11 protein-coding genes are annotated in these 14,583 nt (G+C 72.3%); 7 read left to right on the top strand and 4 right to left on the bottom strand.

Going from position 1 to position 14,583, the window contains the following annotated elements:
- Positions 1-35 precede the first annotated feature (35 nt).
- From ACFXAE_RS01475 to ACFXAE_RS01490, 4 genes are read right to left on the bottom strand one after another with little or no spacing between them, the layout of a single operon-like run.
- On the bottom strand, positions 36-1,100 hold the full coding sequence (locus ACFXAE_RS01475; protein WP_384706485.1) for a hypothetical protein: 1,065 nt from the start codon (positions 1,098-1,100) through the stop codon (positions 36-38).
- 43 nt (positions 1,101-1,143) lie between these two features.
- Positions 1,144-2,082, bottom strand: coding sequence for an N-acetylneuraminate synthase family protein (locus ACFXAE_RS01480; RefSeq protein ID WP_384706487.1), 939 nt, complete (start codon positions 2,080-2,082; stop codon positions 1,144-1,146).
- Between the two features lie 14 nt (positions 2,083-2,096).
- Positions 2,097-3,314, bottom strand: coding sequence for a cytidylyltransferase domain-containing protein (locus tag ACFXAE_RS01485; RefSeq protein ID WP_384706489.1), 1,218 nt, complete (start codon positions 3,312-3,314; stop codon positions 2,097-2,099).
- Between the two features lie 32 nt (positions 3,315-3,346).
- Entirely contained in the window at positions 3,347-4,660 is a 1,314-nt protein-coding gene (locus ACFXAE_RS01490) for a DUF6716 putative glycosyltransferase (RefSeq protein WP_384706491.1), read from the bottom strand.
- A gap of 199 nt (positions 4,661-4,859) precedes the next feature.
- Between ACFXAE_RS01490 and ACFXAE_RS01495 the strand changes: the two genes are divergently transcribed.
- From ACFXAE_RS01495 to ACFXAE_RS01525, 7 genes are all read left to right on the top strand, one after another.
- Positions 4,860-5,846, top strand: a complete 987-nt coding sequence (locus ACFXAE_RS01495; protein ID WP_384706493.1) for a glycosyltransferase family 2 protein — start codon at positions 4,860-4,862, stop codon at positions 5,844-5,846.
- The gene (locus tag ACFXAE_RS01500; RefSeq protein ID WP_384706495.1) at positions 5,846-7,177 is read left to right on the top strand and encodes a polysialyltransferase family glycosyltransferase; all 1,332 of its coding nucleotides are present in this window, start codon (positions 5,846-5,848) and stop codon (positions 7,175-7,177) included. Before ACFXAE_RS01495 ends, ACFXAE_RS01500 begins: the two co-directional genes overlap by 1 nt.
- 105 nt (positions 7,178-7,282) lie before the next feature.
- Positions 7,283-8,539 (top strand): hypothetical protein, encoded by a 1,257-nt coding sequence (locus ACFXAE_RS01505; RefSeq protein ID WP_384706497.1) that lies wholly within the window; start codon positions 7,283-7,285, stop codon positions 8,537-8,539.
- Positions 8,536-10,743 (top strand): polysaccharide pyruvyl transferase family protein, encoded by a 2,208-nt coding sequence (locus ACFXAE_RS01510; protein ID WP_384706499.1) that lies wholly within the window; start codon positions 8,536-8,538, stop codon positions 10,741-10,743. Before ACFXAE_RS01505 ends, ACFXAE_RS01510 begins: the two co-directional genes overlap by 4 nt.
- A 44-nt stretch (positions 10,744-10,787) precedes the next feature.
- On the top strand, positions 10,788-11,753 hold the full coding sequence (locus ACFXAE_RS01515) for a glycosyltransferase family 2 protein (RefSeq protein ID WP_384706501.1): 966 nt from the start codon (positions 10,788-10,790) through the stop codon (positions 11,751-11,753).
- A gap of 3 nt (positions 11,754-11,756) precedes the next feature.
- The gene (locus ACFXAE_RS01520; RefSeq protein ID WP_384706503.1) at positions 11,757-13,112 is read left to right on the top strand and encodes a polysialyltransferase family glycosyltransferase; all 1,356 of its coding nucleotides are present in this window, start codon (positions 11,757-11,759) and stop codon (positions 13,110-13,112) included.
- A 294-nt stretch (positions 13,113-13,406) separates the two neighbouring features.
- The gene (locus tag ACFXAE_RS01525) at positions 13,407-14,495 is read left to right on the top strand and encodes an acyltransferase (RefSeq protein WP_384706505.1); all 1,089 of its coding nucleotides are present in this window, start codon (positions 13,407-13,409) and stop codon (positions 14,493-14,495) included.
- Positions 14,496-14,583 lie beyond the last annotated feature (88 nt).

Raw genomic sequence — 14,583 nt, forward strand, 5'->3', positions numbered from 1 at the left:
CCGCCTCCCTCGCCCTGGCTTCCGGCACCTGCGGCTCAGACCGCCGGCGCCGTCCGCAGGTGATGGGCGGACTTGGCGGTGTCGGTGACGTTGGCCAGGAAGCCCTGGGCGCGCGGGGAGGCGTTCTTGGTCAGCCAGGCGGGGTCTATGTCGCACACCACGACGCGGACGCCCGTGCCGGCGAGGGCCAGCGGGAGGGTGTGGACGACCGTGGAGGGGAAGCTGAGGACCGTACGGCCGATGGGGCCGCGGCGGGCGATGAGCTCCAGCGGGAGCTCCGGGCGGACGATCTCCAGTCCCGTCTCGACGGCGAGCCGGTGGAGTTTCTCCGTGCTCTCGCGGCGGTGGGCGAAGTAGCGCTTGGCGCCGTGCGTGGCGACCAGGGCGCGTACGGCCTCCAGGTAGGCGTCGGCGTCCACCACGCCGGTCTCCACCAGGGACGTGCCGACCATGTCGGCGCCCCGGGTGACGCTGGGCGGGCCGAAGCGTTGCCGGGTCCAGGCGAAGGTGTGGGAGTTGACGGTGACGCCGGGCGGGGTGTCCTCCATCGGCATGGAGGTGAAGACCTCCACCGTGCGCTTCTCGCCGGGGGTGAGCCGGCGCCGGGCGGCGGCGGACACGGGGGCGAGGACGAGTTCGCGGGGGCCGGGCCGGCCGCCCTTGCGGTGCCAGCGCACCAGGCGTTCGCCTCGGGCCAGCTGGCCGACGAACTCCATGGTCGCGGTGCCGTCGTCGACGACGACGACCTCACGGGCACGGGTGATCGTCAGCAGCAGCTGGACGTAGCGGGAGAAGGGGTCGCCGAGGACGACGCGGGTGGCCCGGCGGAGCGGGGCGGTCAGACCGCCGACCGTCTGGAACGGTGCGCCGGCTCCTCCCCGCGCCTCCTCCCAGCGGACCTCGTGACCCTCCTCGCGGGCCAGCTCCGCCATGCGGCGCAGCTGTCCCCGGGTCATGGGGTCGACCGGGGACAGCACCACGAGGGTGAGCCCCACGCCGGGCGCGTGCGCGTGCGCCCACTCCAGCACGTTGAGCAGTTGTACCGGGCTCTCGACGAAGGCGAGAGTGTGGGGGCCGGCGTTCCCGGCGCGAGGGCTCATCGACGTACGACCGTTCCCGTCGTCATAAGGGTGGGGTGGGGGGTCAGACGTTCACGGGCTCGCCGGCGGCGGTGGCGATCTCCTGCTCGGCGACCACACCGGTGACGCGGCGCAGCTTCTTCATCGGGCCGAGCTCGGAGTCGTAGACCTTCTTGACGCCGTCACCGAGGGAGGCCTCGATGGTGCGGATGTCGCGGACCAGGCGGGTCAGGCCCTGCGGCTCGACGGAGGCGGCCTGGTCGGAGCCCCACATGGCGCGGTCGAGGGTGATGTGGCGCTCGACGAAGACGGCGCCGAGGGCGACGGCGGCGAGGGTGGTCTGCAGGCCGGTCTCGTGGCCGGAGTAGCCGATCGGGACGTTCGGGTACTCCTGCTGGAGGGTGTTGATGACGCGGAGGTTGAGCTCCTCGGCCTGCGCCGGGTACGTCGACGTGGCGTGGCACATGAGGATGTTGTCGCTGCCCAGGACCTCGACCGCGTGGCGGATCTGCTTGGGGGTGGACATGCCGGTGGAGAGGATGACCGTCTTGCCGGTGGCGCGCAGGGCGCGCAGCAGCTCGTCGTCGGTGAGGGAGGCGGAGGCCACCTTGTGGGCGGGGACGTCGAACTTCTCCAGGAAGGCGACGGCCTCGGTGTCCCACGGGGAGGCGAACCAGTCGATGTTCTTGCTCTTGCAGTACTCGTCGATCCGGCGGTACTCGTCCTCGCCGAACTCCACGCGGTGGCGGTAGTCGATGTACGTCATCCGGCCCCAGGGGGTGTCGCGCTCGATGTCCCACTGGTCGCGCGGGGTGCAGATCTCGGGGGTGCGCTTCTGGAACTTGACCGCGTCGCAGCCGGCCTCGGCGGCGGCGTCGATCAGCTTGAACGCGTTCTCGATGTCGCCGTTGTGGTTGATGCCGATCTCACCGGTGACGTACACGGGGCGGCCGGGGCCGGCCTCGCGGGTACCGAAGGTGCGGATGCGGGAGTTGGTGCTCATGTCCGGGGGTTTCCTTACTTGGGGAGGGAATCGAGAGAGGGACCGAGGATCCAGCCGGCGATCTCTCGGATCGCGCCGTCACCGCCGGGGAGGGTGGTGACCGCGCGTGCGGCGCCGCGTACGACGTCGTGGGCGCTCGCGACCGCCACGGGCCAGCCGACGAGGGCGAAGCACGGGAGGTCATTGACGTCGTTGCCGACGTAGAGCACGCGCTCGGGCGCGATGCCCTGTTCCTCGCACCACTGCTTGAGCGCGAGGTCCTTGCGGTCGATGCCGTGCAGCACGGGGAGCTTGAGCTTGCGTGCGCGGGCGGCGACGACCGGGTTCTGCTCCGTGGACAGGATGAGCAGCTTCAGGCCGCTGCGGCGCAGGGCCGCGATACCGAGTCCGTCCCCGCGGTGCACGGAGACGAATTCCCGTCCGTCGGAGTCGATCAGCACCCTGTCGTCGGTCTGGGTGCCGTCGAAGTCGAGGACGACCGCGTCGATGTCGTCGGCGGTCGGGAGGGCGCCGGGCCGGTCCCCGTCGAAGAGCGGGGCGAGGGCGCGGGCCCGGGCGAGGTCGTGCGGGTCGTCGATCTCCAGTACGCGGGCCGGGTCGGTGCGCACGAGTTCGGTGCGGCCGAAGAAGCGGTGCCCGTGCTCGCGGAAGCCGGCCGCGTCCATGGCGTAGGCGGCGCCGGTCTCCAGGAGGTCCTGGGGGCGGTCCTGGCGGCGGGGGCGGAAGGACTTGTCGTGGTTGACGCCGTGACCGCCGTCGGTCGTGTCGTCGGTGGCGTCCCGCCAGATGAAGCCGTGGAAGGGGGCGACGGTCACCGCGGTGTCGGCGCCCTGGTCGACGACCGCGCCGGCCACCGAGTCGATGTCCTCGCGGACCAGGAACGGGCTGGTGCACTGCACGAGCAGGACGACGTCCACGGGGGCGCCGTGGAGGGCCTCGTGGGTGTCCATGGCGTGCAGGACGGCGGCCTCGGAGGTGGCGGTGTCGCCGGCGATGGCGGCGGGCCGCAGCACGACCTCGGCGCCGGCCTGCCGGGCGGCGGCCGCGATGGCCTGGTCGTCGGTGGAGACGACGACGTCCGTGACGTGCCGGGCGGCGCGGCACTCGCGCACGGCGCGCGCCACCAGGGGGACGCCGCCGACGGGGGCGAGGTTCTTCGCGGGGACGCCCTTGGAGCCGCCGCGCGCGGGGATCACGGCGAGCACGCGGCGCACCGTCGGCGGGTGGGACATGGGATCAGCTCCTTGAGCAGGGATCGGGCCGGTCACAGCTCCCCCATCCGGCGGATCACCGGGGCCACGCGCTGCACGCCGTGCCGGTAGGCGCCGCGCGCCGCCCGGCGCACGATCTGCCGGACCGGTCCGGGCTCCTTGTCGGCGGCGGGCGCGCCGGGCAGCGGGCTGCCGTCCGGGCCGAGGTGGTGGCGGGCGAGGATGCCGGGCAGGTAGCCGGGCGCGGTGACGGGCGTGTAGTACGGGGTCAGCGGCGGGAGTCCGCCGGGCCGGCCGAGCAGCTCGGCGATGCGCTCGCGGGCCGCGTCGAAGGCCGTCCCGTACGAGCCCTCCGCGGCGACGCCCTGCCGGGCCACCCACTCCGCGTCGGGCACCGGGCGGTGTCCGTCGTCGAGCTGGTCCCAGGAGGCGAGGCAGCCGGAGCCGACGAAGTGGTGGTTGCCGAGGGACTCCCGGATGCCGAGGTCGGTGAGGACCACGGTCGGGATGCGGCGGTGCAGCGACTCCAGGGCGGCCGTGGAGCTGACGGTGACCAGCAGGTCGGTCCGGTCGAGGACCTCGCCCATGTGCCCGTAGACCAGGCGGAAGTTGGCGGGGAGGTCCAGCCGCTGGGCGAGCTTCTGGTAGGGCAGTTCCTCGATGTGCGTGGTGTGTTCGCCGGGCTTGGAGCGCAGCTTCAGCAGCACTTCGCGCCCGGGGTGCCGGCGGGCGTGCTGCACCAGCCGGTCCAGCAGGTACGCACGGTCCTTGCGGCTCTCCGGGACGGAGGGCTGCGCGGCGAAGACGACCGTGTACGGGTCGTGCTCGCCCTCGTACGCGGCCCCGCCGAGGAACGGCAGCGCGACCTCGGTCACCGACGAGGCGTCGGCGCCCACTCCCTCGTACACGGCGCGGAAACGGTCCGCGTCCTGGCGGGAGTTGGCGAGCACCAGGTCGGCGCCGTGCCGCAGCAGGAGACCGTCGGCGAGCTTCTCGTAGACGACACCGACGTATCCGGTGACGACGACGGGCCGCTGCGGCCGGTCCTCCCAGACCCGCTTGAGTCCGTGCAGCATCGCCTGCGCACCGCCGCCGACCAGGGCGAGCACGAGGATGTCGTACGACTCCTCGCGCATCGCGCGCAGGAACTCGACCGCGGTGACCTCGCGGAGCGAGTCCGCGCGGACGCCGACCTCGCCGAGCTGGCGGGCGGTGGGGGTGGCGCGGCCCCGCAGGAGGTATCCGTCCAGGTGGACGTCCGAATGTTCCGGGGCGATGCGGTGCGCGGTGAGCGCGCCCCATTTCCACCGGGTGTCGGAATCCGCGAGGACGGCGACCCTGAGAGACTTCGTTGCACTTGCTGGCACACCGAAGACGCTAGGAAGCGAAATCTAGGTCCGGCCCAACCGTGAATCAACGAGAAGTTAACAACACCCCACCGAGAGCCGAACCGGCCCGCGGAAACGCGGTACGTAGGCGTGATGCACCGTACGGACACACGGAGTTCACCCCCTGGACGGCCACCGGAAAGTTGCCCGGCCGGGCGGGCCTCCTAGTGTTCCGCGGGTGCCAAAGCTTTCCGTGATCGTCCCGTTCTGCAACGTCCGGCAATACGCCCCCGACACCGTGCGGAGTCTTCGCGCGAACGCCCGGCCGGATTTCGAGTTCGTTCTGGTCGACGACCATTCCGAGGACGAGACCCCGGCGATTCTCGAGCGTGCGGCCGAGGACCTCTCGAAGGTCGCGCAGGTGCGCTACATCCGCCATGACAAGAATGCCGGGATCGCCACCGCGCGCAACACCGGGCTGGACGCGGCGCGGGGCGAGTACCTGGCCTTCCTGGACGGCGACGACTGGTTCGCTCCGGGGTATCTGCCCCGGCTGGTGGCGGCCGCCGAGGAGCTGGGCTGCGACTTCGTCCGCACCGACCATGTGCAGGTCACCGACCGCGCCCGGTCCGTGCGGCGGATCCAGGTCGGCCTGCGCGACGAGGTGCTGAACCCGCGCGACGCGATCCTGCCCGCGGACCGGACCACCTCCGTGGACTATGTGTCCGTCTGGGCCGGCGCCTACCACCGGCGGCTGTTGGAGCGGGGGCTGCTGCACTTCACCGAGGGGCTGCGCACGGCCGAGGACCGGCCCTTCACCTGGAAGCTGCACCGCGAGGCCGAGTCGTTCGCCGTGATCAACCTGCTGGGCGTGTTCTACCGGCGCGGGATCACCTCCTCCCTCACCCGGATCGGCGATGTCCGCCAGCTCGACTTCATCCGCGCCTTCGACCAGATCGTCGAGGAGACGTCGGCGGACCGGGACGCCGGCCGGCTGCTGCCCAAGGCGGTGCGGCAGTACTGCGCGATCATGGCCCACCATCTGGCCGAGGAGGACAAGTTCGAACCGGCCGTGGCCGGACGGCTGCGGGCGATGAGCGCGGCGGCGCTCCGCCGTCTGCCGCAGGACCTGCTCGACGACGTACTGGAGACCATGGACATGGACCGTTCCGCCCGGCTGCGGCGGCTGCGGCGCCGCACCGGCACGACGAGGGAGACCGTCTGATGTCCCGCACCACCCAGATCTTCGGCGCCTCGACGCTCTACGGCCTGGCCACGCTGGCGGCCGCGATCGAGTCCGGCTGCTTCGCGGAGGCGGAGCGGCGGGTGCTGCTGGTGTGCGACAGCTCCCCGGTCCCGGAGACCGCGCCGGCGCTCACCGCGATGCCGGGCTTCGCGCCCCTGCGCGACCACTTCGACGACGTGCTCTCCTGGAACGAGGCCATCAGCCCCTTCCACCCGGCGGCCTGGACGGCCCGCGCCGACGACGTCCCGCTGCTGGAGCGCCATCTGCGGAAGCTGTGGGGGCTCGGCGACGACCGTGTGGAACTGGTCCTGGAGTCCCTCCCGGTTCCTCCGGCCCTCACGGTGGCCCAGATATTCACCGGGGCCCCGGTCCATGTCTACGCCGACGGGCTGATGAGTTACGGCCCCACCCGGGGCAAGCTCGATCCACTGGTGGGCACGCGCGTACGGCAGTTGCTGCACCTGGACCTGGTGCCGGGCCTCACGCCGATGCTGTTGACCGAGTTCGACGTGCCGGCGCGGGTGGTGCCGGCGGACGCCTTCCTGGACGCGGTCCGTGAACTGTCGGGGGCGACCGACGAGCCGCCGGCGCTTGCGGACGACTCGGCGCTGCTGCTCGGCCAGTGCCTGTCCGCGCTCGGCGTCCTCTCCGTCGGGGAAGAGGAGGACCTGTACGTGCGGATGATGCGGGGAGCGGCCGAACGCGGCCACCGCGACATCGTGTTCAAGCCGCACCCGACCGCGCCGGCCCCCTACAGCCGCAGACTGGAGACCGAGGCGGAGAAGCTGGGCGTGGACCTCACCGTCCTCGACGCCACCGTCCCCGCCGAGGCGCTGTTCGAGAGGTCCCGGCCCGCCCTGGTCGTCGGCTGCTTCTCGACGGCCCTGTTCACGGCGTCCGCGCTCTACGGCCTGCCGGTCGCCCGCACCGGCACCGGGCAGGCCCTGGAGCGGCTCACGCCCTACCAGAACGGCAACCGTGTCCCGGCCGTCCTGGCCGACGCGCTGCTGCCGGCCCTGGAGCCCGGAAGCGGCGAGCAGCCCCTTCCGGCCGACGAGCTGAACGACCTGGTCACCGCGCTCGGCTTCACCATGCAGCCACAGGTCCACCCGCCGCTGCGCCCGGCCGCCGAGCGTTACCTCGGCCGGCACTTCGGTCCGCGCGCCCGGCGCTGGTTCAAGCGCAAGCGGCTCACGTCCCTGGGGCTTCCCGGCGGCATCCCGAAGCGGCTGGCGTTCCTGCCCCGCAACGCCACCGCGCGCCGGGTGGTGCGGCGGGCGCGGGCACTGAAGAAGGCCGTGCGGCGCTGACGCCGGGCGCTGGAGGTCGACTGTTCACCCGTTGTCCACCCGGAAGCCACCGCTGGACCGCAGTACTGGGGCACTCTCGGCCTCCGATCGGAGGACGGTGGAAGCATGACGAACCCCCTGGCGGGATTGTTCACGGCACGGCAGAAGGAGGCCGCCAGGCGGGACCTGTACGCCCGGAGCCTGCGCCTGTGCGGTGAGTACCTCGCGTCGCGGGACGGCCGCCCCACTGTCCGGGAAACCCGCCTCATCCAGGCGATCGGCGTGCTCACCGGCTCGCTCGACGACCCGTCGGCCGATCCCTTCGACGCCCTGCTCAAGGTCGGCGAGCGCGCGCTGGAGGCCGGTGGGGACGACGGACTCGCCCTGGCCCTGGACGTCGCCGAGACGTCGACCGGGATCCGGCAGCGGTCCAGGGGCGCGTGGCGGCTGCGCGGCCGGGCGCTGGACGGGCTCGGCCGCGGCGACGAGGCGCTGGAGGCCTACGAGCGCCACCTCACGCTGGTGCGGGACGGCGAGGCGGCCGAGGAGGTCGCCCGCAGGATCGACACGCTGCGGCGCCGGCGGACGTGCCTGGAGGAGGCCGCCGCGCTGTTTCCCGGGTCCGGCGCCGCGCTGCGCGGCCTGACCGGGAAGCCCACCTCGGTCGCGGCACCGGAGTTCGCCGCCCACGCACAGGCGCGGGTGGCCGAGCACGGCGTGGGCGACCCGGCCGTACGGCGTCTGCTGGAGCTGTACGGCACCTACCGGCGGCTCGTCGAGCGGTCCGGGATGTCCGACCCGCTGCTCGGCGGGAGCACGCCCGTCGGTGTCGGCGGGCTGCGCGGCCTGCTGGCGGGGCGGACGGTGTGCCTGGTGTCGAACGCCTCGGAGGTCGCCACGAGCACGCTGGGCGCCGAGATCGACCGTTACGACCTGGTGGTGCGCTGCGACTCCTTCCGCATCCGGGCGGAGGGCACCGGAGAGCGCACCGGCCTGCACGCCGTCTCGCTGCGGGGCGACACCCCGTGGGACGGCCCCGCCTGGACGCAGCCGGCCGGCATCCGGCTGGTGTTCGGCGACCCCGCCGCGGCGTGGCGGCGCGCCGTGCGGCAGCGGCTCGTGCCCGGGGCGCAGGAGCACATCGGTGACGCCTCCCTGCGCCGGCCGACGGCCGACCCGGCGCTGCTGGGCGAGGACTGCCGGGACGCGGGGGCCACCACCGCCTTCACCGTGCTGCGGCTCCTGGACTTCCTGGACGTCAGCCCCCGCCTGGACCTCGTCGGCTTCGACAAGCCCGGCCGGCTGCGGCCGGACGAGGCCGAGTGGGTCATGGACCGCGCGACGCACGTCGACGACAGCAAGATGAGGATCGCCCTGCGATGACCAACTCCTCCGCCTCCTGCGCGGACGACCGGAGCACCGTCACCGGCAGACGCCGGATCGCCTTCGCCGTCCACACCGGCACCGACGGTCTGCCCGCCCTGCCCACGCTGCTGCGCAGCCTGGCGCTCACCAATCCGGGCGTGTGCGAGGACTTCGTGGTGCTGCACCCCGGGCTGCCGGACTCCTCGTTCGACGCGCTGCGCCGGCTGCATCCACGGGTGGTGACGCGCCGGGCGGACGGCCGCGGGGACGTCTTCCGGCTGGGCGGCTACGACACCGTCGTCGCCCTCGCTCCGTCCATGGTCGTGCTGGGGGACATCGGCGAGCTGCTGCGGATGCGGCACGGTGTGGGCGCCGTACCGCAGTTGCTCTGCGACGGGGAGGGGCGGGAGCGGCGTACGGTCCTGCCGGACGGGCTGCTGGTCGTCCAGCGCGCCGACGTGGACGACGCGGTGCCGGCCGTCGGCCCGGACGCGGTGCCCGAGGGCGTGCTGACGCCGGTCGACGCGCGGTACGACTTCCTCACCCGCCGGCTGTACGACGACACGCCGGTGCCCGCGCAGGTCGCCGTCCTGCACTTCACCGGCCCGTTCGACGAGCCCGGGTACGGTCCGGCCGCCGAGGCGCGGCGGCGCTTCGAGATGGGCGACGAGGAGTTCCGGGCCGCCTACTGCGCCCTGCCCGGTGAGAAGCACCCCGACCTCCTGGCGCACCTCGCGCCGCCCCTGCTCGAGGCACGTCCCTCGCTCGGCCTCGCCCGTACGGTCGCCGACGTGTACCGCAGGCAGGGCCGCTACGACGAGGCCGTCGACGTCCTCGCCCCGGTCGTCGGCGACCGGCTGGACGCGCCGCGCTGCCAGGAGACGCTCGGCGTCTGCCTGATGGCGCTGTCGCGCTACGACGAGGCCGAGGCGCACCTGCTGCTCGCGGCGGCCTCGCCCGACGTCGCCCCGCGTGCCTTCGCCCAGCTCGCCCGTCTGGCGTGGCTGTGCGGACGGGAGGCGGACGCGCACGCCTACGCCCGCGACGGGCTGGAGGCCGACCCCACCGACTCCGGGTGCCACGCCTGGTACGTCCGCACCCGTGCGAAGGGCCCGGAGACGGAGCCGGTGTCCGCCGCGGAGCAGCTGGCGCACGTGGCGTTGTTCGCCGAGGGCCAGGAGAACGCGGGCGACAAGGTCCTGCCCGAGGCCGTGCGCATGTGCTTCGACACCGACACCGGCCCGCGCCGCTGGTACCAGCAGCCGGTGCACCGGCTGGTCGACGAGGCGGCGCTGGAGGAACTGAACGCGCGGCGCGGGGTGGTCGTGGGCGGCGGCGGGCTGTTCCTGCCGGACACCTCCCCCAACGGCAACAGCCACTGGCAGTGGAACGTCCCGGACGACGTGCTGGCCCGGCTGACCGCACCGCTGGCGGTGTTCGCGGTCGGCTACAACGTGTTCGACGGGCAGCTCTACCGCCGCGGCCGGTTCGCCGAGAGCCTGCGGGTCCTCGTCGAGCGGTCGGCGTTCTTCGGGCTGCGCAACCACGGCTCGATCGAGCGGGTCCGCGAGCTGCTCCCGGCGGAGCTGCGCGACCGGGTGCGCTACCAGCCGTGCCCCACCACGGTGGCGCGGTACCTCGTCCCGGGGTGGCTCGACCCCGTGGAGCGGGCCGACACGGTCCTGGTGAACTGCGCGTACGACCGCGCGGGGCTGCGCTTCGGCCACGACTACGGTCATTTCCTCGCCCAGATGGCCGCCGCGCTGAAGGGCCTGCGGGACAGGGCCGACGTACGGTACGCGGCCCACATGCCCGCCGACGAGAAGTTCGTGCACGACCTGCGCCGGGAACACGGCATCGCGCTGCCCGTGGAACAGCTGTACGACATGTCGAACGACGGGATCCGCGAGCTGTACCGCCGGTCGCGGCTGGTGATCGGGATGCGCGGGCACGCGGGGATGATCCCGTTCGGCTGCGGCACGCCGATCCTCAGCCTCGTCTCCCACCCGAAGCTCGCCTACTTCCTGTCCGACATCGGGCGGAGGGAGTGGGGGCTGTCCGTGCACGACCGGGAACTCGGCTCCCGGCTCATGGAACGGGCGGCGGCGCTCCTCGACGACCACGCGGCCGCCGTGGCGGACGTGCACGGCGCGCAGAAGGGTCTGTGGGAGACGACCCGGTCGAACCTGGACGAGCTCCGGGAGACCTTCGGCCGGGCATGAGCCATCGCATCACCGCCGCTTCGAGCTCCGAAAGAGAGAACCACGTGCCGAAACTGTCCGTCGTCGTCCCGATGCACAATGTGGAGGCCTTCGCCGAGAGCACCCTGCGCAGCCTGGCCGCCAACGCGCACCCGGACTTCGAGTTCCTGATCGTCGACGACTGCTCCACGGACGCCACCCCCTGGGTGATCGACCGCTGGGCGGAGAAGCTCCCGGGCGCGCGGGTGATCCGGCACGAGACGAACAGGGGCATCGCGCAGGCGCGCAACAGCGGTATCGACGCGGCCGACGGCGATTTCGTCACCTTCCTCGACGGCGACGACTGGTACGGGCCGCGCCATCTCGCCGGGATGGTGCGGGCGATGGAGGAGCTGGGCTGCGACTTCGCCCGTACCGACCACGTCCAGGCCACCGGCACCGAGCGGGTGATCCGGCGGCCCCCGGCGCGGGTGCGCAACGCGGTGATGGACCCGCGCGACGGGATCGCGCCCGCCGACATGGAGACGATGGTCGACTATCCCTTCGTCTGGGCGGGCATCTACCGCCGGCACCTGTTCGACGACGGCGGCATGCGCTTCGCGACCGAACTGCGCACGGCCGAGGACCGGTTGTGGATCTGGCGGCTGCATCTGACGGCCCGGACGTACGCGTCCCTGGGGCTGCACGGGGTGTTCTACCGGCGGGGCGTGGCGACCTCGCTCACCCAGATCAAGGACGACCGTCAGCTGGACTTCATCCCGGCGTACGACGCGCTGCTGCGGGACGTGCAGCAGGACCGGGAGGCGGACCGTTTCCTCCTCAAGGCCGTACGCACCTACTGCGCCATGATCGCGTTCCACATCGGCAAGGTGAACGAGTACGAGCCCGCGGCGGCCCAGCGGCTGCGGCGTGAGACGCGGGCCGCGCTCCAGCGGATGCCCGAGCAGGCGCTGGAGGAGACCCTCAAGACCATCGACAGCACACGGAGCAGGTTGCTCAGCCGCCTGCGTGACGGGCGGAAGGCTGCCTGATCCATGCCCCACACGACCCAGATCTTCCAGGTCTCGACCCTCTACGGAGCGGCCACCCTCGCCGCGGCGCTGGACGCGGGCCGGTACGGACCGCGCGACGGGGCCCGGCGCATCCTGCTGGTCTCCAACAACGCCGCGATCCCGGAGACCGCGCTGCGCATGGACGAGATGCACGGTTACGGGCCGATCACCGACCGGTTCGACACGGTGGTCAGCTGGAACGAGGCGATCAGCCCGTACCACCCGAGCACCTGGGGGCCGCGCGGCAACGACATGGTGCTGTGGCAGCGGGCGTTCCGTCTGCTGTGGGACATCGACGAACGGGACATGATCGAGCTCGCCGTCGAGTCGATCCAGGTCAACCCGGCCCGCGCACTGGCGGCGATCTTCTCCGAGGCCGCCGTCGACGTGTACGCCGACGGTCTGATGAGCTACGGCCCGACCCGGGAGAAGCTGCCGCTGACCATCGCGCGCCGCATCCGGCGGCTGCTGCACCTCGACCTGGTCCCCGGTCTGAAGCCGCTGCTGCTCTCCGAGTACGGCGTCGAGCCCGAGATCGTCCCGGACGAGGCGTTCCGCGGTGTGCTCGACGAGATCTCCGCGGAGGCGATGGACGACCCGAGGCTGGCGCCCGTCCTGAAGGAGGCGCCGACCGCCGTCCTCCTCGGCCAGTACCTGGCGGCGATCAACATCCTGAGCGCGCAGGAGGAGGAGGACCTGCACGTCCGCATGCTCACCGGGGCCGTGCGCGCCGGGCACCGGTCCATCGTCTTCAAGCCGCATCCGACGGCCCCCGCCGGCTACTCGGCGGCGCTGAGCAAGGCGGCGGCGGACGCGGGCGTGCGGCTCACCGTGCTGGACGCTCCGCTGCTGGCCGAGACGCTGTACCACCACTGCCGTCCCGAACTCGTCATCGGCTGCTTCTCCACGGCGATGGTGACCGCGTCCGCCTACTACGACGTGCCCGTCGCCCGGGTCGGGACCGCGCTGGTGATGCGGCGCCTGAAGCCCTACCCGAACAGCAACCGCGTCCCGCTGGCCGTGGTCGACCACCTGGTGCCCGACCTGGAGCGCGAGGAGACCCCGGCGGTCGTCGGCGCTGCCCCAAGGACGTTGTCGCCGCTGGTCCGGGCGATCGGCTTCTGCATGCAGCCGAAGACGTACGCGGCACTGCGGGAACCGACGGCGGACTGGCTGCGCACCCACCTGGCCGACAGCCCCGACTACTACTTCCCCGAACCACGCCTGGCCGAACTGCGCCTCCCCGGCAGCAGTCCCCGCTCCCGGGCGAAGATCCAGGCGGGCCGGGCCAAGCGCATGGTGGGCAGAGCGGTACGCCGCACCACTCGAAAGCCCTGACCCACCGCCCCGCGCCGCTGCGGGCAGACGCCCCGCCGCGTGCCGCCGCTGCGGGCAGTCGTGCCTCCCCCAGAGCCCGAAAGGGCCTGGGAGGTACCCCCAGGGCGCACGGGTGGGCGATGGGGGTCCCTCCCGCTCGAGCGAAGTCGAGAGCGGGGGAGGCACCCGCACACGCCGGGCCGCGCACACCCACCCCCGACCCACCTACCCCAAACGGCCAATCGAGACGCACCCGCCACAAACGCGCCACCCACTCTTCAACTCCCGTACACCGCACCGGCCGACAGTTGCGCGGTGCCGAACGACATCGCCGTACTCCTGCCGCAGCAAAAGGGCAGCCCCGTCCAGGAGCAGACCGCCGCCCCCGCGCGCGAACACCGCTTCGACATCGACCTGATGCGGCTGATCTGTTCCGCCACCATCATGCTGGGCCACGTGGGCGCCCAGTTCATCGTCTCCACCGGCAACGACCCGGCGAACGGCTCGGGTTCGTACTGGGCGGGGCATGTGGCCGAGGCGATCAACCCCTTCGCCGTCCCCATGTACTTCGCCATAGCCGGCTGGGCCGTACTGGTCGGCGCGCCCCCGCGGGACGGCGCCCGGATGTGGCAGCGCGTCGTGCGCAACACCGTTCCGCTCTTCGTGTGGACGGCGGTCTACCTGGTCTGGGCGTGGCTGCGGAACCGCAACGACCGGCCCATGACCGAGCTGGCGGCGGACTCCCTCTTCGCCTCGGTGCAGCCCGCGTACCACCTGTGGTTCATGTACAACTACATTCCGATCATCATGCTGCTCGCCTTCGCGATGCTGATCAAGGCGGGGAAGCGGCCCTACAAGCTCGGGGCGGTACTGCTCGGCATGGCGGTCCTGCCGAGCGTGCTGACCACGGTCGCCGAGGTCACGGATCGCGAGATGCCGTCCGTGGCCTGGGGATTCAGCACCTACTCGCTGGTGTACGCGGTCGGCGGCGCGCTGCTGTTCGCCCTCCCGGCCGGGGTCGTACGCAAGCGGTGGCCGCTGTACCTCGCGCTGCCGCTCACCATGGCGGGGGCCCTCTGGTACAACACCCAGATCCACTACGTGATGCCCAACTCCCATCTGTTCGTCGCCGCCATGAGCATCTGCGTCCTGCTCCTGATCAGCCGGGTGCGGATCCCCGAGAAGCGGCAGCCGCTGCTGAAGAAGCTGGCCAACGCCGCGCTCGGCGCCTACATGGTGCATGTGCTGTTCGTCGAGGAGATCGTCGCCCCGCTGGTGTCGCCGGATCTGAGCGGACCGGCGGCGGGGCTGCTGCTGGCCGGTCTGGTGGTCACGGTCATGGTGCTGTCGTTCGCCACCAGCCTGCTGTGGGGGAAGCTGAACCTGCGGCGGCTGCTCGGCTGACCCGTACGGCACCCGCGTCCCGTGGGCGTCATACGGAGTTCGCCACTTGTTTCCACGCCGCTCGGCTCCGCATCCCTCCCCACCGCAA

Source organism: Streptomyces sp. NPDC059454 (assembly GCF_042749965.1).
Lineage (GTDB): Bacteria > Actinomycetota > Actinomycetes > Streptomycetales > Streptomycetaceae > Streptomyces.

Coding starts and splice junctions, on each gene's coding strand:
- ACFXAE_RS01510 (WP_384706499.1), top strand. CDS start 8,536: ATGACCAACTCCTCCGCCTCCTGCGCGGACGACCGGAGCACCGTCACC.
- ACFXAE_RS01480 (WP_384706487.1), bottom strand. CDS start 2,082: ATGAGCACCAACTCCCGCATCCGCACCTTCGGTACCCGCGAGGCCGGC.
- ACFXAE_RS01505 (WP_384706497.1), top strand. CDS start 7,283: ATGACGAACCCCCTGGCGGGATTGTTCACGGCACGGCAGAAGGAGGCC.
- ACFXAE_RS01485 (WP_384706489.1), bottom strand. CDS start 3,314: ATGTCCCACCCGCCGACGGTGCGCCGCGTGCTCGCCGTGATCCCCGCG.
- ACFXAE_RS01500 (WP_384706495.1), top strand. CDS start 5,846: ATGTCCCGCACCACCCAGATCTTCGGCGCCTCGACGCTCTACGGCCTG.
- ACFXAE_RS01520 (WP_384706503.1), top strand. CDS start 11,757: ATGCCCCACACGACCCAGATCTTCCAGGTCTCGACCCTCTACGGAGCG.
- ACFXAE_RS01475 (WP_384706485.1), bottom strand. CDS start 1,100: ATGAGCCCTCGCGCCGGGAACGCCGGCCCCCACACTCTCGCCTTCGTC.